Genomic DNA, 26,127 nt, shown 5'->3' with positions numbered 1-26,127 from the left:
TTAAATGTATAATTCTGCAATAAATTGAGTAGTAAGTATTAATAAAAATAAGGATTGATTTTGAATAAAGTTGTTATAAAACCTAAGAATATGAGTAAATTTAGTTTGTATTGTCCTTTTACAAATGAGAAATTAGATAATGAAAATAATTCATTTGAGATTTATGAGGGTGCTGGTAAATATTTATTTTCAATGTGTGAAGATTGTCTGTTCTGTGATGTTGGAAACAATGATGAGATTGAAAAATACTGGGATGATTCTGCTCTTGAAGCTATTGAAAAATTTGTTAAAAATTATGATGGTAAAAATATTTTAATTATTGAAGTTCTTACTGAAGTTGATAGTTATTTTTATGGTTTTTTAAATGAAGATAGTGTTGAATTAAGTGATGAAGAGATAGAAAGAAGATTTATTAAATAAATCTTCTTTTTTACAAGTCTTTTATTTTATAACATGACCTACAAATTTAGACATATTATTTAATATTTTTCCACCTCTTCTAAATCCTAATGCACAAGCTTCATAAGCGAAAAATACTCCCGCTTGGTAATAGTTTCCATTTGAATCTTTAGGAAATTCTACAAACTCTTGGTAAATAGCTTTATGACCTTCATAATCACCTAATGTTTCTTGATCAATTGAACCATCACTATTTATTATTTTTGTATTTGCACCTTCTCTTCCAAAACATCTTTTTTCAACTTGTTTTTTATCAACTAAAGGTTCAAATGAAGTTTCAAGTAATAAAGGATGATTTGGATATAAATCCCATAAAATTTTCATAAATCCTTTTGATTGAAACATCAATGTGTAAGCTGGATTAAAAATAATTGCTTTTTTCTCTTTTATAATTTCTGTTAAAATCAAAGCTAATTCACTCTCTTCAATAGCGATATTTTCCCAAGGAATTAGTTTAAACCAGAATTCAAAAAGTTCATCATCCTTAAAAATACCATCATCACTAAATTGAACATTTTCTATAAATTCAAAATCTGTGTTAAACCCAGCTTCACTTGCAATATGTTGTAAAAGTTTTGTTGTGTTTATATCTTCACTTGAGTTTGAAATTGAAGAAAACAGTATTTTCCAGCCAAGAGTTGAATAATATTCATCAAATTTTTCTAAATCTCCATTTAAAGTAATAATTCTTTTGAAATTATCTTTTAAAGCTTCATAAAGATTGTTAAATTGACTAGCTTCATTTAAACCATTTGCTTTTAACATTGCCCATTGAATAATCGCTGTTTCAAAAAGTGAAGTTGGAGTATCCGCATTAAACTCAATTAATTTTATAGGTTTCCCATCAATCCCACCTGCTAAATCAAATCTTGAATATAAATGCCAATGAACTTCATTTTCCCAAGACTCTTTTATAACTTCAATTAGATTAAAAGGTATGTTTATTTCATGAAATAGCTCATTATCAATTATATATTGACCCGTCTCAGCAAACATATCATAAAGTTCATTTGTTGCTTCATAAAAAGCATTTGCTTGATCTTCACTAATCACTACAATTTCATCACTAACATAGGATGAATTATCACTATCTGTATGCCAGACAAAACCTATTGATTCTAAGTATTCATCACTTAAAGGTTTTAATTTTTCTAATTGCATTTATTAGCTCCCAAAACTAGACGATGAAGTTGATTTTGATGTCGTAGAACTATTGTTTCCACCAAAAAATCCACTTTTTTTACTTGATGAATTACTACCTGTTGTTGCTGAAGATTTTGTAAATGAACTTTGAGATTTACTATATGTTTGTGGTGATTTATATTGAGTTTGTCTTTGGTTTTGGAAGTTTTGATTATTAAATAGTTTATTCCCAAGCCAAGAACCAATCATTGCACCTGCAATTGAAGATAATAAAACTCCACCAAGTCCCATTCCACCATCTGATACTTGGGCATTTGGATTTGTAAGAGGAGATGTACCTGCATCAATTTTTACTTCTTCTTCTTTTACTAATTTATCTATTTCTTCTTGTGATAAAATTTTTTCAGTTCCATCTGGTTTTCTAAGTACAATTGTAGTTTTTGAAGCTGGAAATTCATCAGCTATTTTGTATTTACCATCTGCTGATTCTTCTATAATTACAAAAGCATTTTGTTTTTGGCTAGCATTTGAAAAAGCATCACTTTGACCTTGGTTTTGTTGATTGTTTTTTGATTTATCGTCACATCCAACTAATCCAACTACAAGTAAAGCACCTAACCCACCAACCATTGCATAATCTGAGATTTTTTTAATATGAAAATTTTTTTTCAATTTTGATTACCTTTCTTTCAATTTAAATTTAATAACATCTATTTTAGAAATCATACCATTATATCAAATAGATTAGAAATAATCAAAAATTATTATATTGTATGTTTTGTGACATTATTTGTGACAGAAAATTGATAGAATGTCTGATTAAAAAATTGTTGTTATTTATACAATAAACAAGGAAAAAAGTAATGAATGAAAATAGATCTAATCATATTGGTTTTTTTAGAGCATATAAGGAAATTATAAATGATACTTTTATTTTATTGGTTAAAAAGAAAAATATTTTAATAAAGGCTTTAATAATTCCTTTTATTTTATTAATGATAATTGATTATTATAATAAATCTTTTACTACTCCAAATATTACGAATATTTTTTCAGATTTTACTTTGGTATTTTTTCTTATTTTGTCTTTAATTATTAGTATTATAGTAGCTATTACAACTCACAGAGTTCTCTTACTTGAAGAAAATGCTGTTCCTACATGGGGTTTCTTCAAATTTGGTTTGAGAGAATTTAAATATTTAAGTTCTTCATTTATTATAGGTTTTTTATGTGTTCCTTCTTTTCTTTTTTTATTTATACCAATAGTTGGTATTCCTATAACCTTAATTGTTGTTTTGATGATATTTTCTAGAATGTCTTTGGTTTTTCCTGCAATTGCTTTAGATGAAGAGATGAGCATTTGGGAATCTTGGAATAAAACAAAAACTTATAAACTTATAACTTTTTTTTCTATAGTTATTTTTCCTATGATTATTACAATTCTTGTAGGATTAATTTATTCTTTAGTTATTAATTTTTTAGTAAATGTTGTTTCTTCATATTTTGATGTTTTATATGTTTTCTTAGATCTATTTATAACAGTATTAGTGGTTTCAACTCTATCTTCTACTTATAAATTTATCAAAAAATACACTTATGAAGAAAATATAAAAAAAGAGGTTGAAGAGTTATCAATCTATGAAAAAGATGGAAATTTTAAAATTACTATTCCCTTTATATTCAATAAAACTTTTGAAGAGCTAAAATTAGAGTTGCTATCTCAATATGAAATATTAGGTTTCTCAAATATTGTAATAGACAAAGATGATTTATGGATGATAAAAAATCCTCATAAAGAAAATGCGTATATTAGTTTATCAGTCGGAAGTAATAAGTTTTTAATAGAAACTTATAATGTTGATAAACCTCAATTTACTTTTATTTAAAATTATTGAAATATTAAAAATTTGTGACACTATCTGTGACACTTGTTAGTTATTATGTATCTTCGTATTTATTTATAAAAAATAGTTAGGATGAGATATGAATAAGACAATTGTTTTTTGGGAATTATATTTTTGGGTTATGTTAACTTGTTTTATATGTATATTAGGATTTACAGTTTTAAATGAAGATGCTGTTCTAGTTGGAAATATATATTCAAAAATGTACGATATTTTATTTTTGATGATTATTATCATATCACTATTTGGAATTAGGGGATATATTAATAAGAAAAAATATTTTTTCAAAGAATTATGGATATTTTTCTTTTTTCTTATTTTAGTAGATGCAACAAATTATCTTTTCTTTGAATACAATTATATTTTTCTTAAGAATGTAAATTATTTAGCATTTAGTGTAATACTTTTTCCTTGGTATTTTGCACTTTACAAATATACTTTTAAGATGAACGAATTATGGGGATCATTCCATAATTATTGAATTAAATCTTTTTCATTTTTAAGTTCAGGGTAACATAAAAAGATTTTTTCTTTTGAAATTCTTTTACATTTGTTACAGACGTAAATTTGATTTAGGGTTAGTTTTTCATCTTGAGGTAGGATAATATAATTTTTTTTAGTTCCACAAAGTTTTGTTACTTTTTTCATTTTGAACTTCTAGTATTTTTGTAGTTTATATTGGAATTATAGTTTAATTTTTAATAAAAGAAGAATTTTATTCCTCTTTTAATCCTTTTCTCATAGCTTCAATCACTGAATTATTGGCTTTTGTATTAGTGAAATACTCAAATGCTAAAACACCTTGAAATAAAAGCATATCTTCACCGTCTTTTATTTTAAGTCCATTTTCACTTGCAAGTGCTAAAAATGGTGTGATTTTTCCATAAACACAATCAAAAGCAAAAGAAGCATCTTTGAAAACTGTTTCTAGGATTTTTTTATCACAAGGTAAATATTCATCTTTTAGTCCAGCACTTGTTGAGTTTACGATTAAATCATATTTTGTAGGTTCAAAATTTCCCCATGAAAAACATGGAATTTGATGCTCTTTAAAGAAGTCTAGTTTCCCCTCACTTCTATTTAACACAGTTACATTTATATCTTTTGATTTTAAGGATAGGGCGATTGCTTTTGCAGTTCCTCCTGCTCCTAAAAGTAAAACATTTTTAATAGTTCCAAAACTCTCTATTGCTTTTAAAAATCCTGGTGCATCTGTGTTGTAAGCTACTACTTTTCCATCTTCAAGGATGTACGTATTTACAGCTTTTATCTCTTTTGCTAGACCTCTGATTTCATCAGCATTTTCATAGGCAAACTCTTTGTGTGGAACTGTTATATTTGCACCTTTGTAGTTTGAGTCTAAAAAAGTTTTTTTGATTTCATTTCCATTTTCTAGATGATGTTTTTCATAATTCCCATCAAAATTTATATGTTTTAATCCTGCATTTTGCATTTGTGGTGATTTTGAGTGAGCAACTGGATTTCCAAATATTGCAAATTTTTCTGACATTCTTTTCCTTTTATTTTTTTGCTATTAGATTAAAAAGTGGATACTCTTTTTCATTTCTTTCATGAATATAAACCGTATCACAAGAGATGATTTTAAAACCTACATTAGTAAAGATTTTTTTCACATTTTCTTTTTCATATCCGAAGTGTTCAACACCATCATTTTTATGTTTTTCGTGAAAAGTTCCATCCTCTTTTTCTAGGTCATTAATACAAATATATCCACCATTTACTAAAGAGTCATAAGCTTTTTGTGCAAACATATTTGTATCTTTGATATGGTGCATAGTCATAGATGAGATAAATAAATCATAAGTATTTTTTGATATTTCATCTTCATTCATATTGTGTTTTACAGCTTTGATATTGTCAAAGTTTAGTTCATTTGCTTTTTCATTAAATCTATTTACCATTCCATCTGAATAATCCATTCCTAAAACACTGTTTTTATCTGTGCTTAAAACAAAAGCTATAAATCCAGTTCCACAACCATAATCTAAAATGTTAGCATTTTCTTTTATAACTACGTGTTTTTGTAGATTTTCTACACAAGCATTTGAGCTATCAATACTTGCTTGTTTATTATCCCAAGTTTTAGCTGCTTCATCAAATCTGTTCATATCTATCCTTAAACAATAAATCATTAATATTTCGCTAAATTATATCAAAAGCAAATAAAAGAGCAATTATGAATCAAATTAAATACTATTTTACAACAACTGAAGATGGAAATTTAGCTTATCATGTAAATGACATAAAAGAGAATGTGGATACAAACAGAGAAGCAGTTGCTTTAAAGATGAATTATAAAAATGAAGATTTAGTTTATATGAACCAAGTTCATGGAAACAATGTTCAAATAGTGGACGAGAACTCACCAAAACTTATAGAAAATTGTGATGGATTAATCACAAAAACAAAAGGCTTGCCACTTATGGTTATGGTTGCTGACTGTATTCCAATTCTGTTTTTTGATGAGATACAAGGTGTAATTGCAGCTGTTCATGCTGGAAGAAACTCTACTTTTTTAAAAATTGCACAAATCACTGCAAATAAAATGATGAGTGAATTAGGTTGCAATGCAAATAATATAAAAGTAATTATGGGACCAAGCATTCATACTTGTTGTTATGAAGTAAGTGAGGAGTTAGCTAAAATCGTTAAAACATCATTTGGAGAGAAATTTTGTAAAGGCAGAAACATAGATCTACATGGAATCAATGTAAAACTTTTAGAAGAAGTGGGAATTAGAAATATTCGAATATCAGAAGTTTGTACGAAATGTTCAACTGAACCTTTTTTCTCTTATAGAAAAGATACTAAAACAGGAAGATTTGCAGGAATTATCGTAAGATAATATAAAGAGGTTTTTCCTCTTTATATTTAAGCTTTTACAGTTTGCATTTCTACAAACTCTTCTTCATGCTCTTTATTCCCATTATAAATCTCTTCATCAAGCTCATTTTCACTTCTTGCGATTAATACTGAAGTCATAGCGTCACCTGTAACATTAACAGTTGTTCTTGCCATATCTAAGATTCTATCGATTCCCGCAATAATTGCAACACCTTCAATTGGTAATCCAACAGATGTTAAAACTAATGTAAGCATAATAAGTCCAGCTCCTGGAACTCCTGCTGTTCCAATTGATGCTAATGTTGCTGTTAAAATAATCATCATATACTCTTGCATTCCTAATTGAATTCCAAATGCTTGAGCGACAAACATTGCACAAACACCTTGATAAAGTGCCGTTCCATCCATATTTATAGTCGCACCAAGAGGTAAAACAAAACTAGCTACTGGTTTTGAAACACCTAGGTTTTTAACACAGTTTTGTGTAGTAATTGGTAATGTTCCTGAACTACTTGTTGTTGTAAATGCAACAGTTTGAGCAGCTACAATACCTTTAAAGAATCTAATAGGATTTAGTTTTGCAAAAATAGATATTGCTCCACCAATTGTAAATAATAGATGAATAACAGAAGCTAAATACACAGCAAATATAACTTTCCCTAAACTTAATAATACATCCATCCCATAAGAAGCAGAAACCCAAGCCATTAAAGCAAAAACTCCAAATGGTGCAAATCCCATTACAATTTCAGTCATTTTATACATAGCTTCTGCAATAGAATTAAAGAATTTTTTTGCAGGTTCACCTTTATCACCTGATAGATTGATAGAAACACCCAGAATAATTGCAAAAAAGATAATTTGTAATATATCACCATTTGCAAAACTTGAAAAAGGATTTTTTGTAATAATATTTAATAAGGTATCTATTAAAGCTGGCGCTTGAGTTACTGTCATATTTTTTGCAGCATCTAATGTCACACCTGCACCTGGTTCTAAAACAATACCTACTATTAATCCAATAGTAATGGCAATAGCAGTAGTTACAATATAGATTAGAAATGTTTTAATTCCAACTCTTCTCATCTTTTTTAAATCTTCCATTGCAATAATACCAGTTACTAAGGTAACAAAAACTAATGGCACAATTAGCATCTTAATAAGATTAATAAATAGTGTTCCAAGTGGTTTTAATACTTGCGCACTTTCAGCAAAAACGATTCCTGTAATAAGTCCAAGAACTAATGCTCCTAGAATTTTTTGCCATAATGGGATATTTTTCCATACTCTTGACATTTTCTCTCCTTAATTTATATTAAAAATATTTTAATAAGTTAACATGTCCTAAAAGTGCTTTTTATGGTTTTTTTTAAAGAAATTTTTATTATTTTAAAGATTTAATTTATATCCTATGCCTTTAACAATATTTATTGTATTTTCAGGAATTTTTTTTCGAAGACGTTTTACTAAACCTCTTATGTTTATTAAAGCTGTTTCCTCTCCTTCCCATACATAGTTTTCAATCTCTTCAAAAGAGAATATTCTAGTTGGGTTTTTGCAAAGTAGTTCTAAAAAAAGTATCTCTTTTTTTGCAAGTTTTATTTCGCCATCTGGACCTTTTAAATTTCTATTATCATAGTCATATATAAAATTATTTGTAAAATCAAATATTTGTTGTTTTATTTGACAAAGCTTTTTTACTTTTTGAATTAATTCATACATCAAAAATGGTTTTTTTAAATAATCATCACAACCCAATTCATAAGAAGCTTGTATCTTTTCTAGTTCATGATTTGAACTCATAATGATTACAGGAATATTTTTACTATACATACGAATAGTTTTTAATATAGATATTCCATCAATAGAAGCCACATTTATATCTAGTATAAAACAACTATAACCGTTGTTCAAAACTTCTAAAGCATCTTCACCATCATAAAATGTATCAATCACATAACCTTCTTTTTCTAAAGATGTTTTTATAAAATTGCATAAATTTTCATTATCTTCAAGAACTAAAATTTTCATTTTCTAACCTCAGTCTTATTATAAAAGTTGCACCATTATTTTTATTTACAGCATAAATTAAACCATCCATTTTATCCTCAATAATTACTTTAGTCATATAAAGTCCAATTCCATGTCCTTTTTCTTTTGTTGTGTAGTATGGATCAAAAATCTTTTTCATATCTTTTTTATCTATTCCTCCACCATTATCACTTATTTCTATTTGAACATATTGTGTTCTTTTGAAAATATCTATATTTATTAGACCTTTAAATTTTTTGTTTGATACTCTTTGTTTGATTATTGAATCTTTTGCATTATTTACAATATTTAAAAGACTTTGCATTAATTCATTGTTATAACCCAAGACAATAAGTTTTGTTTCTTCTTGAAAATTGATATTTATATCAATATAGCTATATTTTATGTTGTGTTCTACAATATGCATCATTTTGATAATGGCATCTTTTATATCAAAGTGTGTCTTTTTAGTTGATGGTTTTATAAAATCTTGAAAATCATTTATAGTATCTGTCATATAATAAATCTGAAACATTATATCTTTTAGGTATTTTTCCTCTTCTTCTTTTGTTTTTTTACTTGAAGCTACATGTTCTTGAACTAAAGTAGATATTTCAATTAATGGTTCTTTCCATTGGTGAGCAATTGATGAGATTATTTCTCCAATTTCTGCTAGTTTTGATTGTTGGATTATAAATTCTTGATGTTTTGTATTTTTTATTTGTAGTTGTAGATTATAAAACAAAAGAAGAATAAAAAAGAGTAAAACAGGAGAAATAATAAATACAGCATTTACTAAACTTCTATTTTTATCCAAAAAAGATAAAGGTACATTTACAAAGGTAACTTTTTTCTTTAAAAAATCTGTATTTAAATCAAATTTTTTTAATTTTTCATAATCAAAAATATATGAATAACTATCATATGTTTTTATAATAGGTTTTGCATTTTTATCATTTAAGAGTTCTAAAAGTAAATTTCCAGTACTTTTCCCTAAGTTTTCAATTAATACAAGTTTTCCACCAACTGAACCTTTTTCAATAAATAATGAATCAGTAGAAAATGTAGGTAATTCAAAAGAGTTAATCATTGATGCAATCTCTTGATTTGTATGTAATTCTTGATTTGTATTATTATAAAAACGTACAAAAAATATAGCTTCATCTTTTTTATATGTTGAGAACTTCTTTTTAAGTTCATCTATAGTTGAATATCTAATGTATTCAATTTCTAAGTTATTATTTAGATTAATAGCATTTCGTATAGCAATATCTGAATCGTCTCCATTTTTACTAAAATCATTTATAATATATAGTTTTTTTAATTTTGGCATCATTTTATTTATAATATTTACAATATCAAAAATAGCTCTTTTTTCTATTATTCCAGATATTTTCCCAGTTAAGCCAGACTTTTCAACTAATAAAGGCTCATATTGTTCAATACCTGTAAATACTAATTTTTCATTGTTTTTAAAAAGTTCATTATAATTTTTAAGTGCAAATTCATAAGCAAATTTGTCTACAAGCAAGACTAAGTCATATTTTCTATTATTTAATTGAAGTTTATAAAGGTCTTTTAATTCCTCATAGTATTCACTCGAAGATATTCTTTTTGAATCCATGTAAAGAATAGTTGTTTCAACAGTTTTATCATTATTAATAACTTTTTCAAGTCCAAAAATAAGTTCATCACTCCATTGAAAACCTTTATGATAGGAATTAATAATTAATATATGGGATTTATTATCTGAAGTAGTTGCAAATGAATAGTTAAAAAAGAACAATACTATTAATAAAAAAGCTTTTATTGGCATTATAATTGTCCTAAGTTTAAAAATAAAACAAGAAGATTAACTTCTTGTTTAACTTAATTTAATAAGCGATTGGTCTTATCATATTTTGTGGTTGTATAATTCTATCTAATTCTTCTTTTGATAATAAGTTTTTCTCTAAAACTACATCATAAACAGATTTGTTACTATTTAAAGCTATTTTTGCAACCATTGTTGAATTTTCATATCCAATATATGGGTTAAGTGCAGTAACAAGTCCAATACTATTTAATACTAACTCTTCACATCTTAACTCATTTGCTGTAATTCCATCAATACATTTATAAGCTAGACTTTCAAAACCTTTTTTCAGCATATTTATTGAATTAAATAAGTTATAGGCAATAATTGGTTCAAAAACATTTAATTGTAATTGTCCACCTTCACTAGCCATTGTAATAGTAACATCAGTTCCAATAACTTGATAAGCTATTTGATTTACCATTTCAGGAATTACTGGGTTTACTTTTCCTGGCATTATTGAACTTCCAGGTTGCATTGCTGGAAGATTAATCTCATTAAATCCAGTTCGTGGACCTGAACTTAAAAGTCTTAAGTCATTACATATTTTTGATAATTTTGCTGATACTCTTTTTAAAACACCAGAAATTTGAACAAATGCTCCTGTATCTTGTGTTGATTCAACTAAATCTTTTGCAGTAACAAAAGGTCTATTTGTAACTTCTTGTAGTTTTCTCTCTACAATTTTTACATATTGTGGATGAGAATTAATTCCCGTTCCAATTGCAGTTGCTCCAAGATTCATCTGTCTTATTAATTGTTGGCATTCTATTAATCTTTGAATATCATCATCAATTGTAATTGCATAAGTATTAAACTCTTGTCCTAAAGTCATAGGCACAGCATCTTGAAGTTGTGTTCTTCCCATTTTTATTACATTTTGGAATTCAATTGCTTTTTTAGCCATTGAGTTTTCTAAAATTTTCATAGAATCTACAAGTTCAAATATTTTTTCATATAATGTGATTTTTATTGCAGTTGGATAAACATCATTTGTAGATTGAGATAAATTTACATCATTATTTGGATGAAGGTGTTTATATTCACCTTTTTTATGTCCTAATATTTCTAAAGCTCTATTTGCAATAACTTCATTTGCATTCATATTAGTAGAAGTTCCAGCTCCACCTTGAATCATATCAACTATAAATTCTTCATGGAGTTTACCATCAATAATCTCATCACAAGCTTGACAGATTGCATTTTTTTTCTTTTCATCCAATTGATTTAATTCAAAATTTGCTAACGCAGTAGCTTTTTTTACTTTTGCAAGTGAAGTAATAAATGTAGTAAAACTTGATAATGTAACACCTGAGGCATCAAAGTTTTCCTTCGCTCTTGCTGTTTGAATTCCATAATATGCATCTATTGGAATTTCTTTATCTCCAATTAAATCATGTTCTATTCTTGTTAGCATCTTTTTATTTTTCCTTTATATTTTATATCTATGCGAAATATTAATATACATAAATGTCATAAAAGTGTTTTTTTATCTTTTGTACTAAATAATTTAATAATTTAAGAATGAATGATGAGGATAATAATTTAAAGAATTAATTAAACTATGTTTTTATTAATATAAAAATATAAAATTAATATAATAAATTTATAAAAAATTAAGACTTACATAATTTTTACATAATATGCTTAAAAATATCTTAGAAATAAAAAACAGTCTGAATTTATTTTATTTAAGTTTCTTTTTGTTACTATTTCTAGATTTCATAATTATATAATAAATCAAACTATAGAAAAGGGAAACAATGAGTACAAAAGTTACTAAAGAAGAAGCATTAAACTATCACAGAATTCCAACTCCTGGCAAAGTTGCAATTGCAACTACAACAAGATTGGAAACTCAAAAAGATTTATCTTTAGCATATTCTCCAGGAGTTGCATTTCCTTGCGAAGAAATAGCAAAAGATCCTGCTCTTGCTTTTGAATACACGTCAAAAAGAAACTTAGTAGCTGTTATTTCAAATGGAACAGCAGTTTTAGGACTTGGAAATATTGGAGCACTTGCTTCAAAACCTGTAATGGAAGGTAAAGCTGTATTATTCAAAAAATTTGCTGCTGTTGATTCATTTGATATAGAAGTAGATGAAACAGATATTAATAAATTTTGTGACATTGTAAAAGCTATTTCTCCTACATTTGGTGGAATAAATCTTGAAGATATAAAAGCACCTGAATGTTTTGAAATTGAAAGAAGATTAGTAGAAGAGCTTGAAATTCCAGTTATGCATGATGATCAACATGGAACGGCAATTATTACGAGTGCAGCTTTATTAAATGCTGTTGAAATGATGGATAAAAAAATCGAAGATTTAAAAGTAGTAGTTGTTGGAGCTGGTGCTGCTGCAATTGCTTGTTCAATTATGTACAAAGAATTAGGTATTAAAAATCTAATTATGTGCGATTCAAAAGGTGTAGTTCATAGTGGAAGAACTGATTTAAATAAATATAAATTAAATTTTGTTACAGGTTCTTGTACAACTATGGAAGAAGCATTTACAGATGCTGATATGGTTTTAGGTTTATCAAAACCAGGAACTTTTACAGTTGAACATATAAAACTTATGAGTGAAGAGCCAATTGTATTTGCTTTAGCAAATCCAACACCAGAACTTTTCCCAGAAGAAGTAAAAGCAGTACGACCAAAGGCTATAGTTGGAACAGGAAGATCAGATTATGCTAATCAAGTAAATAATGTATTAGGTTTCCCTTATATCTTTAGAGGTGCTCTTGATGTTCAAGCAAGAACAATAAATATGCATATGAAAAAAGCAGCAGCACAAGCTATTGCAAACTTAGCAAAACAACCAATAAGTGACGAATTAAGAGCTTCTTTTGGTGAGTTAAATTATGGAAGAGAATATATTATTCCAATTCCATTTGATAAAAGATTAATGGTTGAAGTATCAGCAGCAGTTGCAAATGGTGCAGTTGAATCAGGAGTTGCAAGAGTTAAAGAATTTGACTTAGAAAAATATAGAGAAAAATTAGCTTCTATGATATAAGCTAAAATTATCTATTAATCTATAAAATGATATTATTCGGGCTTTAAAAAATTTAAGCTTGAATAATAAATAGGATAAAAATGGAAGAGTATATACTTTTAATTGACACAGAAGATTCAAAAGGACTTGTTTATAATATCTCAAAAGTTCTTTTTGCAAATAACTTAAACATCGAGCAAAATGCTGAATATGTTGACCCTGATACAAAAAAGTTTTTTATGAGAAGTATTATTTCTGGAAATGTCTCTAAAAATATCTTGCTAAAAGAGTTAACAGAAGTTCTACCTAATGGCGCTTCAATTAAACTAAATAAAAAAGAGAAAAAAGATGTTGTTATTTTAGCAACTAAAGAGTTTCATGTTTTAGGTGATTTATTAATTAGATATATTGCAGAGGAATTAAATGCAAATATCAAAGCTGTTATTGCAAATCATGACCACTTAAAAGATTTAGTTGAGAAGTTCAATATTCCTTTTACTTGTATTAGTGCAGATGGAATGAGCAGAGAAGATCATGAAGATAAAATGATTGCTAAAATCAATGAATATGAGCCTGAATTAATCGTTCTTGCAAAATATATGAGAATTTTAACTCCAAAATTTGTAGATGCTTTCCCTAAAAAAGTTTTAAATATTCACCACTCATTTTTACCAGCATTCATTGGAGCAAATCCATATAAACAAGCACACGAAAGAGGTGTTAAAATTATTGGAGCAACTGCTCATTATGTTACAAGTGATTTGGATGAAGGTCCAATTATATTCCAAGATGTGGTAAGAGTAGATCACAGTTATTCTTGGGAAGATATGAGAAATGCAGGAAGAAATGTAGAAAAAATCGTACTTTCAAATGCTTTTGAAATGTTATTACATGATAGAGTTTTTGTTCATGGAAATAAAACGGTAATTTTATAATGTTTAATATCGTTTTATTAGAACCTCGAATCCCTGGAAATGTAGGAACTATAGGAAGACTTGCCTTTGCACTTAACTGCACACTTCATCTAATCAAACCTTATGGTTTTGGTGAGATTACTGAAAAAGAAGTTCGTCGTGCTGGGCTTGATTATTGGTTTGAATTAGATGTTAGAGAGTATGAAAATATCGAAGATTTTTGGGCAAAAAATCCATTTAATGATAGACATTTTTTAGCAACTACTAAAACAAAGCAAGTTTATTTTGAAGCAAGTTATGAAGTAGGGGATTATTTTTATTTTGGAAGAGAAGATGCTGGACTTCCTATGTCTTTACTTGAAAAAAGTCCAAAAACATGTATTACAATTCCTATGACAAATGAAGCAAGAAGTTTAAATATTGCAAACTCAGTTTCAATCGTAGCTTACGAAGCTTTAAGACAAAACTTTAAAGATTTTAAATAAGAGTATTGCTTTTTTCAATAAGTTTTATTACAGCTTCAAGCTCTTTTTGAAGTTTTTGTTTTTCGTTATCTTTTTGAGCCTCTTTTATCTCTTTTTTCAATTTTGCTTTTTTAAGAGATAATTTTTCAATTATCTCTTTTACTTTTTCTTGTTTAGATTCATCTAAACTCTCTTTTTTTATATATTTTTTGATTTTAGAAACAATTTTATCTAGATCCATTTTGACTATCTCCTATCTCTTTTAGTAGAGTATTATTTAAAAATAACATACTTGCCATTTCAACTAACTTTTTTTGAATAGAATAAACAGTTGCACTATCATTTATGAGTGAAGTTGCCATTGTAGCTTTGATTTTATCTTCTCTAATTAAAGCATCTATTTTTCCAGAATTTGATAAATCATTTGCTAAAAGAGTCGATTTGATAACTTCTAATTGAGTCATTTTTTCTAACTCATTTTCATTATTGTATAACAAATTTAAATCAACTAATATTGTAGCTAACTCTTCTCTTAATAAATTATACTCTTCTTTTATATAATCATTTTTACTTTTTAAATAAAAATTAACATTTTTTTGAATATCTCTTGTATCTTTTAATACTTCAACTATAATTTTTGCACTTCTTTTTATATCTGCAACTTCTCTTTGTTGGAAACTTGTCATATTTTCTTGGGCAAATGAAGAGTATTTTATGATTTCGCTATATATGATTTTTAAATTTGAATGATAAATTTCATCAATATTTGTATCTATTTTTGTAACTTCTTTAGAAATTTGAACTTTTAAATCGTCTAGCGTTTTTAGATTACTTGTATGTAGATTTAAAGCATGAAGCATTGCTTTTTGACAATTTTCATAAAGATTAATTGTCTCTTTTCTAATTGATACAATAGCCGTATCTGGAAGACTTAAATTTGAATCCAAAAGATATTTTGGTTTTGATAAAGCTGATACTTTTTTCTTGATTAGTTTTTCTGAAAGTTTTACTATTTGATTTATAAATGGTGAAAGTAAAAGAATACCAAGTAAACTAAATATTGTATGAAATAACGACAATTTCATTCCATAATTATCTTCACTAATTCCTAAATAAGGAGCTAGAAAATCAACTAAATCTTTAAATGAATAGATAAATATAGTTATTATAGTTGCAGTTATTATATTAAAAGTAAAATGTGCAAATGCTACTCTTTTCCCATTTTCATTTGAAGCTAGTGAAGCGATGATTGCTGTAAATGTTGTTCCTATATTTGCACCAATTGCAAGAGCAATTGCATTTATATATATAATACTTCCAGCACTTAAAGCTGTAATTATAATAGCTAAAGTTGCTGCACTTGATTGAATAACAACCGTTGCTATTGCTCCAATTAAGATGTAAATTATGATTCCTAAAACACCTTCCATTGAATATGAAGCTAAATCTATAGAATCTTTTAAAGTATCAAAACCATCTTTCATATAAGAAATACCAAGGAAAATAAATCCTAATCCTAAAAGTACATTTCCCACACCTTTGTAACTATTACTTTTGAAAAATCTAAAAAGTACACCAAAAAGAATCATTGGCATCGCATAAATAGAGATTTTTACATCCACTCCTAAACTTGAAACAATCCAAGCTGTTGTTGTACTTCCAAGGTTTGAACCAAATATTATTCCAATTCCTTGAACTAAAGTTAATAATTCAACAGATAAAAAAGAGATAACAACTAAGGAGATAATTGATGAACTTTGAACAATCGAAGTTGAAAAAAATCCAGTTAAAATTGCATAGAAAGTATTACTTGTAAATTTTTGAAGTAGTTTTTCTAAAATCCCACCAGATAGTAGTTTGAAACCATCTTGCATAAAAAACATACCGATTAAGAAAATTGCAATTCCACTTAAGATTACCGTGAAGTTCTCTTGTGAAATTACAAAATATGCGAGAATAAGAAAGCCAAAAGGTAAAAGTATTTTTTTTGCCACAACACGTCCTAAAAATCATTTTATAATTTTTTATTGTAGCAAATTAATATTAATATGCATAGTTTAACTATACTTTATAGATATTATTTATTTAACTTTCCTATCTTATGAATGAATAGCTTTAATACTATGTTTACCTTCAAACTCTTTTTCATCACTATTTTCTACAATTTGTATTGCAATATTATTTGTTTGTTCTGCAATTTCTTGTGTAGTAGCTGAAATCATGGCGATTTGTTGAGTTTGTTGATCCAGTTGAGTTATTGAATCATTTATTTGTTCAATACCAATTCGTTGCTCTTTTGAAGCACTTGAAACGCTATTTATTAAAGTAACTGTACTTTGAATATTTTTATTTAAAGATGTATAACCATTTATCATATTTGTAGCAATTTCTTTACCATCATTTGCTTTACTTGTGGCATTTCCAACAAGAGTTTTAATCTCTCTTGCAACTTCAGCACTTCTTGAAGCTAGATTTCTCACTTCTGCTGCAACTACTGCAAATCCTTTACCTACTTCTCCAGCCGTTGCTGCTTCAACAGCTGCATTTAATGAAAGAATATTTGTTTGGAATGCAATTTGGTCAATTAAGGTAATTGATTCATTTATTGAAATAACCTGCGCATTTATTTCATCCATTGCTATTGTAGTTTTAGTTGCTAAATCTTCACCAGTTTTTGCAGCAACTATTACATTTTGAGCATACTGAGTCATTTCATTAATATTTTGACTATTTTTTGTAATAGTTGCTGTTATTTCTTCAACAGCTGCTGCTGTTTCTTCAAGTGAGGCAGCTGTAGTATTTGCATTTTGTGTTAAATTCTTTACATTATCAACTAAAATAAGGGCATTGTCTTGTAAATGTAAACCAATACCTTTACTATCAATTAACATTTTAGTAATAGTATTACCAACAATATTTATATTTTCACAAAGAGAAAGTATATCTCCTTGAACTGATTTTGTATTAACTCTTTTTGTATAGTCATGTAATGCAAAATTTTTAAGAACATTTAAAATATTACTGATATTAACATTTAAATTTTCTAACATTTGATTAATTACATTTTTTAATTCATTTAGTTCATTTGAGTTAGAATCTTTGTTTATTCTACTACTTAAATGACCATCTTTTATATCATTTGCCACTTTTGTAGCATCATCAATTAAGGCTTTATCTTTTTTGATGTTTTCTTGAGTTTTGATAATATTTGCATTTATGATTTTAGACATATTTCCAAACTCATCATTATTTTTATCATCTAAAAGAGTTATATTTGTCGTTTCATTGTTTAAAAAGGCAAAAAATTGACTTAATTCTTTTTGAAAAGAATATAAAGATTTATTTATTATTCTACTTATATATAAAAGAGCAATGATTATAAAAATACCAATTGTAATAATGAGAATATACGAAAAAATCTCGATTTTTTGGTGTAATTTTTCAGTTTTATCATTTATTACAGTTGTTAAATTTTCTAAAGATTTATTTGATTTATGAACTACGTCTCTCATACTTTTCATTAATCCAGAATCTTCATTTAATCCTTTTTCTTTTTCAGCTAAAACAAGATTTAAAAAATTTGTTCTATAGTCAACAATTATTTTATTTAAATCTTTATATTTTTCATCATTTTCTAGTTTTGTAACAATTTTATTAAACTTTTCAACATATTGTTCATCAAACCTTAACATAAAATCTTTTTCTTGTTTTCTCAAATCATAAACGGTAGCAAGTAAATAGTTATCATTTGATTTTTTTGCAAATTCCTGAACTAAATGAACACTATCTCTTAATGCACCATATAAACCATTTTCTGGATTTAAACCAATTTTTTCTTGAAGTTTTACAACTTCTGAAAAAATATTTGAGTATTCATCAATAACTTTTTTATAATTATTTAACTCTGTTTGATCAATTTCTGATTTAATAAATTCATTGTCTAATGTATTTTTCATTTTTTCAATATTTTGTACATTTTTTTTGAAATTATCTAAGTATTTTAAATCTTTTCTTGCAAGAAAATCTTTTTCGTTTTTTCTCAATTCTAATAGTTGTATTTCCATATTTTTAATATTATTACTTATTATTGAAATATTATCTATCTTATTTATAGAGACAAGTTCAATTATTAAAATTAATAAAAATGATAATGAGACAATTACAGATAAACCGATTAATTTTATTTTTATTGAAATATTATTTAGCATAGTAACTCTTTCTTATAAATTCTTAAGTTATTTTATCGTAATAGAAATATCTTTGGTAGGTAATTTGCTCCAAATTACCAATTATTTAACAAAAAGTAAATATAATGAATATAGTTGTTGTGTAAGGATTAGTTTTGTACAAAATTTTAGTTTTAGAAGATGATGAACTTTTTGCCTCTACTGTTGAGGATTTTTTGAGTGATGAGGGTTTTGAAGTTGATATTGCAAGTGATGGTGAAGAGTGTTTAGAATTAAATTTTAAAAAAAATTATGACTTGTATCTTTTAGATATTAATGTGCCAAAAATAAATGGTTTGGATTTACTCGTTCAGTTGCGAAATTCAGGAGATAATACTCCTTCTATTTTTTTAACTTCTTATAAAGATAAAGATACTTTACAGCAAGCTTTTTTAAATGGTTGTGATGATTATTTGAAAAAACCAGCTGATTTAGATGAGTTACTTTTACGAATTAAGGCACTTCTTAAAAGAAATAAAAAACAATTTGATGTAATAAGACTTTCTGATTCTCTTATTTTTAATCCAACAAGTAAAAGGGTTTATGAAAATGAGGTTGATTTGAATCTTCCCGTAAAAGTTCTTGAATTACTTGAACTTTTTATTGAAAATAGAGGTGAAATTGTAACAAAAGAGATGATTATTGCGAAACTTTGGGCAACAAGCCAAGAGTATAGTGAAGGCTCGATTAGAGTTTATATAAATCAAATAAAAAAACTTTTTGATAAAGATACTATTTTAAATATTAAAGGTGTAGGATATAAAATTGAATTCTAAAAAAAGAGATTTTTTAATCTCAATCTCAATAGTTTTTGTATTTTCATTGATAATTATTTTATATTTAAACTATTTTTTTATTTCAAGATTTGGATTGAATCCTGACAATTTTGTATTTATTATTATTCCTTTGATAATTTTAGGTTTAGGAATATTTTTGAGTTTTTCAATCTCTATTTTAAAACCTTTGTTTAAAAGTGATGAGAAGTTAGAACTTAGTATTAAAGAGACAATCCACGAGCTTAATATTCCAGTTTCTACGATTAAAATGAATACTCAACTTTTGGAAAAAACAATCACCGATGAAAAGAGTTTAAAAAGATTAGATAGAATCAAACAAGCTTCTAATAATCTTTTAAAACTATATGAAAACATGGAATACAACATCAAAAAAGAGATAGACAAAATAGAAAAACAAGAGGTTTATCTAGATGAGTTAGTAAAAAATTGTGTTGAAAAATTTGATGATATAAAAAAAGATGTAAAAATTTTAGTAAATATCCCAAATATTAGGCTTTTTACAGATTTAAATGGTTTTGAAAAAACTATTGATAACCTAATTTCAAATGCAATAAAATACAATATAAAAGAAAATCCAATAGTAGAAATATCTTTTAAAGAAAATGTTTTTTCTATTTATAATAGTGGTGAGCAAATAGATACAAAAAATCTTTTTATAGTTTTTGACAAATATTTTCAAGAAGACTCAAAAAAAGATGGCTTTGGTTTAGGTCTAGCCATGGTAAAAGAGTTTTGTGATAAAAACAAAATAGCAATAAATATTGATACCACAGAAACTGGAAATCAATTTAACTTAAATCTAAAGAATATAATTAAATGATAAATGATACAAAAACATTACATCCACGAAATCTTCACAATAATAGATATGACTTTCCAACTCTTATAAAAACAAAACCGCAATTACAAGAGTTTGTAAAAGCAAATAAATATGGGGATTTATCAATAGATTTTGCAAATCCTCAAGCTGTTATTGCTTTAAATCAGGCTTTATTAGCTCACTTTTATGCAATAGAAAATTACACTATTCCAAATGGATATTTATGTCCACCAATTCCAGGCCGTGCTGATTATATTCATCATATAGCTGATTTACTTGCAAGTTGTAATAATGGAATTATTCCAAAAGGAAAAGCCATAAAAGGTTTGGATGTTGGAATTGGAGCAAATGGTATTTATGCAATTATTGGCGCTAGTGTTTATGATTGGTATTTTGTGGGAAGTGATATTGAAGTCGAGGCTATAAAATCTGTAGAAAATATCGTAAATTCAAATGACTTTTTAAAAGAAAAAATAGAGTGTAAACTACAATCAAAACCTGAAAATATTTTTGCTAATATCATAAACAAAGAAGATATTTACGATTTTACCTTATGCAATCCACCTTTTCATAAATCTTTAAAAGATGCAACAGAAGGAAATAAAAGAAAAGTTCAAAATCTAACAAAACAAAAAACTGCAAAAAGTGCTCTAAATTTTGGTGGAAAAAACAATGAACTTTGGTGTAAAGGTGGAGAAGTAACTTTCATAAAAAACATGATAAAAGAGAGTTTAGAGTTCAAAAATAATTCTCTTTGGTTTACAACTTTAGTTTCAAAAAAAGAGAATTTACCTTTTATTTATAAAACCTTAGAAGATATAAAAGCAGTTGAAATAAAAACAATAGATATGTCACAAGGACAAAAAATCACAAGAATTGTGGCTTGGACTTTTTTTAATAAACAAGAACAAAATAGTTGGTTTAAAAACTAATATCTTTTAAGTATAAGAATTGTGACATAATTTGTGACATGTTTTTGATAGAATAAGATAATTTTAATTCAATAAAAAGGAATTCCATGGAAACAAGTATTATATTTGCTGTCGCAATAATATTTTTTGTTTTAGTAATTATTGTAAAAGGTGTAAAGATTGTTCCTCAATCTGATGTGTATGTTATTGAGCGATTAGGAAAGTTTAATAAAGAACTTCATGGTGGTTTTCACCTTATTATTCCTATTATTGATGTGGTTCGAGCAATTTTAACTTCAAGAGAGCAGTTGGTTGATATTACAAAACAATCTGTAATTACTAGAGATAATGTAAATATTTCTATTGATGGAATCGTTTTTTGTAAAGTTGATGATGCTATGGAAGCTACTTATAATGTGGTTGATTTTAAAAATGCAATTGCAAATCTTGCAATGACAACTTTAAGAGCTGAAATTGGTGGTATGGATTTAGATGATACTTTATCAAATAGAGAGACTTTAAATGCAAAACTTCAAAATGAGTTAGGAAGTGCAGCTGCTAACTGGGGAATCAAAGTAACAAGAGTTGAAATCTCTGATATCTCAGTTCCTGCTGAAATTGAGAGAGCTATGAATATGCAAATGGAAGCAGAAAGAGAAAAAAGAGCAATTGAAACAAAAGCACGAGCTGATAAAGAAGCAGTTATTAGAAAAGCTGAAGGGTTTAAACAAGAAGAGATTTTAAAAGCAGAAGCAATCGAAAGAATGGCAGATGCAAAAAGATATGAACAAGAACAAATGGCAGCTGGTCAACAAGAAGCTATGAGACTTATAAATATTTCAATGATGGAAAACGAAAAAGCAGCAGAATTCTTACTTGCAAAAGATAGAATTGCTGCATTTAGAGCTTTAGCTGAAAGTGGTTCAACAGATAAGATGATTTTACCTTATGATGTAGCTCAAATGGTTGGAGCAACTTCTGTTTTAGGTGATGCATTTTTTAAAGGTGTAAGCAATGCCAACTCAAATAATTCTTAGTGTAATTGACCCTTATATCCTTTTAGCAATTGGAGTTGCATTAATAGCTTTTGAAGCTGTTATTGCATCTTTTGTTCTTATTTGGTTTGGATTAGGGTTTGTTTTAATTGCTTTGATTAGTTATATGTATATTTTTTCAGATGGTATTTGGCAAATTGCAGTGGCATCTATTTTTTCATTGATTTTATTATTACTTTTCAGAAAAAAAGCGTTGGAATCTTTTTTGAAATCAAAAAGAGATATTTCAGATAATTTTTTAGATGAAAAGGGAATAGGGGAAATTAAAAATTCAAAAGTTTTTTATAAAGCTACTTATTGGGATATTGACTCAACTATTGATGAAAAAGAGTTTGTTGAGGGTGAAAAAGTGATAGTTTTAAAAACACATAAAAATCATGCCACAATAGAAAAAAAATAGAAACTTTTCTAAGTTTCTATTTTTGAATTAAACTTCTAGATATGAATATTTTTTATAACATTTTTATTCATAGGTTTTTGAAGTTTATTTTCCATTTTATGTATTTTTCTATTTCCTTTTGAACAGCTTTTTGAATGGTGTTCATCTTCTTTTAGAAAGGTATGAAAATTTTCATTATCTAAAATAGGTAATTCTCCATCTGCGTATTTTAGTAATACCTCTTTTGTTTCTATTCTTTCGTTACCTGCAAAATATACTTTGATATTACTTTTTATTAAAGATGAAAAAGGTTTTTCTCCCATATGTGAAGTAATAAGTGTATCTACATTTTTACTTTTTAGCCAATTTGCAACTGCACGTCCACCTATTTGTTCATTTTTTAATATTTCTATTGAATTATTTTCTATTAAAGCAAAATATTTAGCTTTTCCAAAAAGTGTAGAAATAGCACTATTTAATTTATTTGTTTTTACGGGTATTGCAATCATTTTATCTCCTTTGTTGCATTTAATATTGAGATTTTATATCCAAGATATATATAACCACAGGCCAAAGACTTAACCATAATAATTCATTAATATATTCCATAATTTATACCTACTTTTAATAATTGTGAGAATCTTTTGATTCAATCTCTTCTTTTGTAATTTTTACTTTATCCATGCTATACCAAGCATAACTTATATAAGCTAATACAAATGGAACCATAAGTGAAACATAACTCATTGTCATTAACGTATAGAGGCTTCCTGAACTATTCATAATAGTTAAGCTACTTTGTAAATCACTTGTTGATGGATAATAAGAGGTATTATTTAATCCCACATTTAATAAAACAGCCATTACAGTAAGTACAATTCCAACTCCTCCTGTTTTTATACAACAAGTTTTTTTAAATGTAATAGTTACAAATACAGCAACTATAACCATTAAAACTCCAATTAAAAACATTCCTAAAACAATAGGCATATCAATAAAATTTTGAAGATATTTAAATCTTTCAATAATGATTAAACCACTTTTTTCAACAGCATATCCATCTTTAATAAGAATCCAGCCCATAAATCCTAAGAAAAATATTAAAAAGAAAATCATATTTATTTTGATTGAATTAACTGCTTTAATTCTTATTTTTTCATAATCAATATTATTTATAAAATATAAAGCACCACTAATTTTTGCCAAAAATACAAGAGCAAAACCTAAAAGATAATTATATGGATTAAGAAGTGCTTCTAATCCTCTCAGAGGATTTTGCCAATCTACAAAGTTGTTAGAATCAACTATAAATTCACTTCCACTAAAAAAGGTACTAATAGCAACTCCTAATAAAAATGTTCCAATATTTCCATTTATTTTTAAAAACATTTCAAATGTTTTTTGACCTAAAAAATTATTTGGTTTTGTTCTAAATTCATAACTTACAGCTTGGATAATAAAACAAAAAAGAATTGCTAACCAAACCCAATAAGCTCCCCCAAAACTTGTTGCATAGAATAAAGGAAAAGCAGCAAATAATCCACCACCAAATAGAACTAAAGTTGTAAACCCAAGTTCCCATTTTCTTCCAATACTATTTATTAACATTGTTTTTTCTGTTTCATTTTCACTTAATTTATCTATTAAAGTTTGTCCACCTTGAACAAACATAATAAATACAAAAAGACCACCAAGTAAAGATATTATAATCCACCAATATTGTTGAAGGCTTAAAAGTTCAAGTGATCCAAATCCCATTTAGTGCTCCTTACTTTCAGGCCCAAGACCTATTTGTTTTGTCATAATTTTTATTTCAGCAATTAGTAATACGGTAAAAAGTATTGCAAATACAAAAAAGCTAATCATTACATTGGTAGAAGCTATTTTTGTTGCTGCAATGCCTACTGGCATTAAATCTTGAATAGCCCAAGGCTGTCTTCCAACTTCTGCTACAATCCAACCAGCTTCACTTGCAATATATCCAAGAGGAATACTCCATAAGGCAGATTTTAGAATAATTGGATATTTCATAATATCTCTTTTTGTTAAAAAGAATAAGACAATTATAAAAAGTAAAGTAAACCACATTCCAAGAGCAACCATAATATGAAATGAATAAAAACTAATTGCAATTGGTGGAATTACATCTTCTTTGTTTTTAATGTGTCCGTAACCAAAATATTTCATATTTTCTTCAAGTAATACCTTTGATTCATTTTGTAATAGTTGATTATTGGAATCTTTTGCTTCTTTGTAATTTTCTAAAGAATTTATAGCAATTTTTCCTTTTTGCATTTTTTCTTCTGTACTAATTATTCCTTGTTCTTCATTCCCATAAACTAAATCTTTTATTCCCGGCACATAAGCATTAATATTGTGATAACTTAATAAAGATAAAGCATAAGGGATTGTGAACTCAAAAAGAAAAGCTTCTTCATTATTTGAAATTGTTTTTTTAGGATTTAATATTCCAAAGGCAACAATTCCTGCATCTTCTTTTCCCTCATATAAACCCTCAATCGCAGCTAGTTTCATAGGTTGTTTAAGTGCAACTTGATGTGCTGATTCATCTCCACTTAGGATTAGAAAAAATGAAGTTACAAGTCCAAAACTAGCTCCAATAATCATTGATTTTTTGGCAAATAGTATATCTCTGTCTTTCAATAAATACCAAGCACTAATACCAATTACAAATAATGAAGCTAAAACATAACCACTTCCAATAGTATGTAAAAACTTACTAATAGCAACTGGTGAGAATAAAACATCCCAAAAATTATTCATCTCATTTCTTACAGTATTTGGATTAAAAGTCATTCCTGTTGGGTATTGCATCCAACCATTTGCCACAAGTATCCATAAAGCTGATAGATTTGAACCAACTGCAACCAACCAAGTTGATAATAAATGAAAACCTTTACTTACTTTATTCCAGCCAAAAAACATAACAGCAAAAAAAGTACTTTCTAAAAAGAATGCAAAAATACCCTCAATTGCAAGTGGAGCTCCAAAAATATCCCCAACAAACCAAGAATAATTTGCCCAGTTTGTACCAAATTCAAACTCCATAATAAGACCAGTTGCTACTCCAATGGCAAAATTTATAGCAAATAAGCCCATCCAAAATTTTGTAGTTTTTTTCCAAAATTCATCATTTGTTTTTACATAAATAGTTTCCATAATAGCAACAATAAACCCAAGCCCAAGTGTTAATGGAACAAAAATCCAATGATACATGGCTGTTAGTGCAAATTGGGCACGGGACCAATCTACTAAATGCTCTTCCATTTTAAATTCCTTTTAAT

Annotated in this window: 27 protein-coding genes; 12 read left to right on the top strand and 15 right to left on the bottom strand. The window is 26.9% G+C overall.

Annotated elements, in window-relative coordinates; genetic code table 11:
• The first annotated feature begins 60 nt into the window (after positions 1–60).
• Positions 61–420 (top strand): hypothetical protein, encoded by a 360-nt coding sequence (locus tag AVENP_RS08630; RefSeq protein WP_128358163.1) that lies wholly within the window; start codon positions 61–63, stop codon positions 418–420.
• A gap of 21 nt (positions 421–441) precedes the next feature.
• On the opposite strand, the gene AVENP_RS08625 is transcribed toward AVENP_RS08630, so the two are convergent.
• Both AVENP_RS08625 and AVENP_RS08620 read right to left on the bottom strand, forming a co-directional pair.
• On the bottom strand, positions 442–1,620 hold the full coding sequence (locus tag AVENP_RS08625) for a glutathionylspermidine synthase family protein (protein WP_128358164.1): 1,179 nt from the start codon (positions 1,618–1,620) through the stop codon (positions 442–444).
• A 3-nt stretch (positions 1,621–1,623) separates the two neighbouring features.
• On the bottom strand, positions 1,624–2,274 hold the full coding sequence (locus tag AVENP_RS08620; protein ID WP_128358165.1) for a UPF0323 family lipoprotein: 651 nt from the start codon (positions 2,272–2,274) through the stop codon (positions 1,624–1,626).
• Positions 2,275–2,465: 191 nt separating this feature from the next.
• Between AVENP_RS08620 and AVENP_RS08615 the strand changes: the two genes are divergently transcribed.
• Both AVENP_RS08615 and AVENP_RS08610 read left to right on the top strand, forming a co-directional pair.
• Positions 2,466–3,488 (top strand): hypothetical protein, encoded by a 1,023-nt coding sequence (locus AVENP_RS08615; protein WP_128358166.1) that lies wholly within the window; start codon positions 2,466–2,468, stop codon positions 3,486–3,488.
• A 97-nt stretch (positions 3,489–3,585) separates the two neighbouring features.
• Complete coding sequence (locus AVENP_RS08610) at positions 3,586–3,987, top strand: hypothetical protein (protein WP_128358167.1); 402 nt, start codon at positions 3,586–3,588, stop codon at positions 3,985–3,987.
• Here AVENP_RS08610 and AVENP_RS08605 read toward each other — a convergent pair.
• The 3 genes from AVENP_RS08605 to AVENP_RS08595 form a co-directional block, all read right to left on the bottom strand.
• Positions 3,981–4,154 carry a hypothetical protein gene (locus tag AVENP_RS08605; RefSeq protein WP_153802231.1) on the bottom strand — a complete coding sequence of 58 codons (174 nt, stop codon included), beginning with the start codon at positions 4,152–4,154 and terminating at the stop codon, positions 3,981–3,983. The genes AVENP_RS08610 and AVENP_RS08605 overlap by 7 nt on opposite strands.
• Before the next feature lie 67 nt (positions 4,155–4,221).
• A complete protein-coding gene (locus AVENP_RS08600; protein ID WP_128358168.1) occupies positions 4,222–5,016 on the bottom strand; it encodes a shikimate dehydrogenase in 795 nt (264 codons plus the stop codon).
• Positions 5,017–5,026: 10 nt separating this feature from the next.
• Positions 5,027–5,635 (bottom strand): class I SAM-dependent DNA methyltransferase, encoded by a 609-nt coding sequence (locus tag AVENP_RS08595; protein ID WP_128358169.1) that lies wholly within the window; start codon positions 5,633–5,635, stop codon positions 5,027–5,029.
• Positions 5,636–5,703: 68 nt separating this feature from the next.
• Between AVENP_RS08595 and pgeF the strand changes: the two genes are divergently transcribed.
• Positions 5,704–6,372, top strand: coding sequence for a peptidoglycan editing factor PgeF (gene pgeF, locus AVENP_RS08590; RefSeq protein WP_128358170.1), 669 nt, complete (start codon positions 5,704–5,706; stop codon positions 6,370–6,372).
• 26 nt (positions 6,373–6,398) lie between these two features.
• Here pgeF and AVENP_RS08585 read toward each other — a convergent pair whose 3' ends face one another.
• From AVENP_RS08585 to aspA, 4 genes are all read right to left on the bottom strand, one after another.
• Positions 6,399–7,667, bottom strand: a complete 1,269-nt coding sequence (locus AVENP_RS08585) for a dicarboxylate/amino acid:cation symporter (protein ID WP_128358171.1) — start codon at positions 7,665–7,667, stop codon at positions 6,399–6,401.
• A 93-nt stretch (positions 7,668–7,760) separates the two neighbouring features.
• Positions 7,761–8,402, bottom strand: coding sequence for a response regulator transcription factor (locus AVENP_RS08580; RefSeq protein WP_128358172.1), 642 nt, complete (start codon positions 8,400–8,402; stop codon positions 7,761–7,763).
• Positions 8,383–10,218, bottom strand: a complete 1,836-nt coding sequence (locus tag AVENP_RS08575; protein WP_128358173.1) for a sensor histidine kinase — start codon at positions 10,216–10,218, stop codon at positions 8,383–8,385. The genes AVENP_RS08580 and AVENP_RS08575 overlap by 20 nt, the downstream gene beginning before the upstream one ends.
• A gap of 58 nt (positions 10,219–10,276) precedes the next feature.
• Entirely contained in the window at positions 10,277–11,674 is a 1,398-nt protein-coding gene (gene aspA, locus AVENP_RS08570) for an aspartate ammonia-lyase (protein WP_128358174.1), read from the bottom strand.
• 346 nt (positions 11,675–12,020) lie between these two features.
• Here aspA and AVENP_RS08565 point away from each other — a divergent pair, with 346 nt between their 5' ends.
• The 3 genes from AVENP_RS08565 to AVENP_RS08555 all read left to right on the top strand — a co-directional run bounded on the left by AVENP_RS08565 (position 12,021) and on the right by AVENP_RS08555 (position 14,655).
• Positions 12,021–13,277, top strand: coding sequence for a malic enzyme-like NAD(P)-binding protein (locus AVENP_RS08565; RefSeq protein ID WP_128358175.1), 1,257 nt, complete (start codon positions 12,021–12,023; stop codon positions 13,275–13,277).
• A gap of 80 nt (positions 13,278–13,357) precedes the next feature.
• A complete protein-coding gene (gene purU, locus AVENP_RS08560; protein ID WP_128358176.1) occupies positions 13,358–14,191 on the top strand; it encodes a formyltetrahydrofolate deformylase in 834 nt (277 codons plus the stop codon).
• Positions 14,191–14,655 carry a tRNA (cytidine(34)-2'-O)-methyltransferase gene (locus tag AVENP_RS08555; RefSeq protein ID WP_128358177.1) on the top strand — a complete coding sequence of 155 codons (465 nt, stop codon included), beginning with the start codon at positions 14,191–14,193 and terminating at the stop codon, positions 14,653–14,655. The genes purU and AVENP_RS08555 overlap by 1 nt, the downstream gene beginning before the upstream one ends.
• Here the strand turns inward: AVENP_RS08555 and AVENP_RS08550 are convergent.
• The 3 genes from AVENP_RS08550 to AVENP_RS08540 all read right to left on the bottom strand — a co-directional run bounded on the left by AVENP_RS08550 (position 14,648) and on the right by AVENP_RS08540 (position 18,842).
• Positions 14,648–14,875, bottom strand: a complete 228-nt coding sequence (locus AVENP_RS08550; RefSeq protein ID WP_128358178.1) for a hypothetical protein — start codon at positions 14,873–14,875, stop codon at positions 14,648–14,650. The genes AVENP_RS08555 and AVENP_RS08550 overlap by 8 nt on opposite strands.
• The gene (locus AVENP_RS08545) at positions 14,862–16,628 is read right to left on the bottom strand and encodes a Na/Pi cotransporter family protein (protein ID WP_128358179.1); all 1,767 of its coding nucleotides are present in this window, start codon (positions 16,626–16,628) and stop codon (positions 14,862–14,864) included. The genes AVENP_RS08550 and AVENP_RS08545 overlap by 14 nt, the downstream gene beginning before the upstream one ends.
• 105 nt (positions 16,629–16,733) lie before the next feature.
• Positions 16,734–18,842, bottom strand: coding sequence for a methyl-accepting chemotaxis protein (locus tag AVENP_RS08540; RefSeq protein ID WP_128358180.1), 2,109 nt, complete (start codon positions 18,840–18,842; stop codon positions 16,734–16,736).
• A 134-nt stretch (positions 18,843–18,976) separates the two neighbouring features.
• Here AVENP_RS08540 and AVENP_RS08535 point away from each other — a divergent pair, with 134 nt between their 5' ends.
• The 5 genes from AVENP_RS08535 to AVENP_RS08515 all read left to right on the top strand — a co-directional run bounded on the left by AVENP_RS08535 (position 18,977) and on the right by AVENP_RS08515 (position 22,843).
• Positions 18,977–19,636, top strand: a complete 660-nt coding sequence (locus AVENP_RS08535) for a response regulator transcription factor (protein ID WP_128358181.1) — start codon at positions 18,977–18,979, stop codon at positions 19,634–19,636.
• Positions 19,626–20,477, top strand: coding sequence for a sensor histidine kinase (locus AVENP_RS08530; RefSeq protein WP_128358182.1), 852 nt, complete (start codon positions 19,626–19,628; stop codon positions 20,475–20,477). Before AVENP_RS08535 ends, AVENP_RS08530 begins: the two co-directional genes overlap by 11 nt.
• The gene (gene rlmF / locus AVENP_RS08525) at positions 20,474–21,409 is read left to right on the top strand and encodes a 23S rRNA (adenine(1618)-N(6))-methyltransferase RlmF (protein ID WP_128358183.1); all 936 of its coding nucleotides are present in this window, start codon (positions 20,474–20,476) and stop codon (positions 21,407–21,409) included. The genes AVENP_RS08530 and rlmF overlap by 4 nt, the downstream gene beginning before the upstream one ends.
• Positions 21,410–21,495: 86 nt before the next feature.
• The gene (locus AVENP_RS08520) at positions 21,496–22,425 is read left to right on the top strand and encodes an SPFH domain-containing protein (protein WP_128358184.1); all 930 of its coding nucleotides are present in this window, start codon (positions 21,496–21,498) and stop codon (positions 22,423–22,425) included.
• The gene (locus AVENP_RS08515; protein ID WP_128358185.1) at positions 22,403–22,843 is read left to right on the top strand and encodes an NfeD family protein; all 441 of its coding nucleotides are present in this window, start codon (positions 22,403–22,405) and stop codon (positions 22,841–22,843) included. The genes AVENP_RS08520 and AVENP_RS08515 overlap by 23 nt, the downstream gene beginning before the upstream one ends.
• 35 nt (positions 22,844–22,878) lie before the next feature.
• Here the strand turns inward: AVENP_RS08515 and AVENP_RS08510 are convergent, their stop codons facing one another.
• The 3 genes from AVENP_RS08510 to AVENP_RS08500 all read right to left on the bottom strand — a co-directional run bounded on the left by AVENP_RS08510 (position 22,879) and on the right by AVENP_RS08500 (position 26,110).
• Positions 22,879–23,331: a NifB/NifX family molybdenum-iron cluster-binding protein gene (locus AVENP_RS08510; protein WP_128358186.1), complete on the bottom strand. Its 453-nt coding sequence runs from the start codon at positions 23,329–23,331 to the stop codon at positions 22,879–22,881.
• A 115-nt stretch (positions 23,332–23,446) separates the two neighbouring features.
• Positions 23,447–24,580 carry a cytochrome d ubiquinol oxidase subunit II gene (gene cydB, locus AVENP_RS08505; RefSeq protein WP_128360380.1) on the bottom strand — a complete coding sequence of 378 codons (1,134 nt, stop codon included), beginning with the start codon at positions 24,578–24,580 and terminating at the stop codon, positions 23,447–23,449.
• Entirely contained in the window at positions 24,581–26,110 is a 1,530-nt protein-coding gene (locus tag AVENP_RS08500) for a cytochrome ubiquinol oxidase subunit I (protein ID WP_128360381.1), read from the bottom strand.
• Between the last annotated feature and the right edge of the window lie 17 nt (positions 26,111–26,127).

It is taken from the genome of Arcobacter venerupis, from assembly GCF_013201665.1.
GTDB lineage: Bacteria > Campylobacterota > Campylobacteria > Campylobacterales > Arcobacteraceae > Aliarcobacter > Aliarcobacter venerupis.
The sequence above is the reverse complement of the archived record's forward strand: the minus strand, read 5'-3'. Positions and strand labels throughout refer to the sequence as shown.

Excerpts from the sequence above, each read along its gene's own strand:
- AVENP_RS08625 (WP_128358164.1), bottom strand. The coding sequence starts at position 1,620 with ATGCAATTAGAAAAATTAAAACCTTTAAGTGATGAATACTTAGAATCA.
- AVENP_RS08615 (WP_128358166.1), top strand. The coding sequence starts at position 2,466 with ATGAATGAAAATAGATCTAATCATATTGGTTTTTTTAGAGCATATAAG.
- AVENP_RS08610 (WP_128358167.1), top strand. The coding sequence starts at position 3,586 with ATGAATAAGACAATTGTTTTTTGGGAATTATATTTTTGGGTTATGTTA.
- AVENP_RS08605 (WP_153802231.1), bottom strand. The coding sequence starts at position 4,154 with ATGAAAAAAGTAACAAAACTTTGTGGAACTAAAAAAAATTATATTATC.
- AVENP_RS08600 (WP_128358168.1), bottom strand. The coding sequence starts at position 5,016 with ATGTCAGAAAAATTTGCAATATTTGGAAATCCAGTTGCTCACTCAAAA.
- AVENP_RS08595 (WP_128358169.1), bottom strand. The coding sequence starts at position 5,635 with ATGAACAGATTTGATGAAGCAGCTAAAACTTGGGATAATAAACAAGCA.
- pgeF (WP_128358170.1), top strand. The coding sequence starts at position 5,704 with ATGAATCAAATTAAATACTATTTTACAACAACTGAAGATGGAAATTTA.
- AVENP_RS08585 (WP_128358171.1), bottom strand. The coding sequence starts at position 7,667 with ATGTCAAGAGTATGGAAAAATATCCCATTATGGCAAAAAATTCTAGGA.
- AVENP_RS08580 (WP_128358172.1), bottom strand. The coding sequence starts at position 8,402 with ATGAAAATTTTAGTTCTTGAAGATAATGAAAATTTATGCAATTTTATA.
- AVENP_RS08575 (WP_128358173.1), bottom strand. The coding sequence starts at position 10,218 with ATGCCAATAAAAGCTTTTTTATTAATAGTATTGTTCTTTTTTAACTAT.
- aspA (WP_128358174.1), bottom strand. The coding sequence starts at position 11,674 with ATGCTAACAAGAATAGAACATGATTTAATTGGAGATAAAGAAATTCCA.
- AVENP_RS08565 (WP_128358175.1), top strand. The coding sequence starts at position 12,021 with ATGAGTACAAAAGTTACTAAAGAAGAAGCATTAAACTATCACAGAATT.
- purU (WP_128358176.1), top strand. The coding sequence starts at position 13,358 with ATGGAAGAGTATATACTTTTAATTGACACAGAAGATTCAAAAGGACTT.
- AVENP_RS08555 (WP_128358177.1), top strand. The coding sequence starts at position 14,191 with ATGTTTAATATCGTTTTATTAGAACCTCGAATCCCTGGAAATGTAGGA.
- AVENP_RS08550 (WP_128358178.1), bottom strand. The coding sequence starts at position 14,875 with ATGGATCTAGATAAAATTGTTTCTAAAATCAAAAAATATATAAAAAAA.
- AVENP_RS08540 (WP_128358180.1), bottom strand. The coding sequence starts at position 18,842 with ATGCTAAATAATATTTCAATAAAAATAAAATTAATCGGTTTATCTGTA.
- rlmF (WP_128358183.1), top strand. The coding sequence starts at position 20,474 with ATGATAAATGATACAAAAACATTACATCCACGAAATCTTCACAATAAT.
- AVENP_RS08520 (WP_128358184.1), top strand. The coding sequence starts at position 21,496 with ATGGAAACAAGTATTATATTTGCTGTCGCAATAATATTTTTTGTTTTA.
- AVENP_RS08515 (WP_128358185.1), top strand. The coding sequence starts at position 22,403 with ATGCCAACTCAAATAATTCTTAGTGTAATTGACCCTTATATCCTTTTA.
- AVENP_RS08510 (WP_128358186.1), bottom strand. The coding sequence starts at position 23,331 with ATGATTGCAATACCCGTAAAAACAAATAAATTAAATAGTGCTATTTCT.
- cydB (WP_128360380.1), bottom strand. The coding sequence starts at position 24,580 with ATGGGATTTGGATCACTTGAACTTTTAAGCCTTCAACAATATTGGTGG.
- AVENP_RS08500 (WP_128360381.1), bottom strand. The coding sequence starts at position 26,110 with ATGGAAGAGCATTTAGTAGATTGGTCCCGTGCCCAATTTGCACTAACA.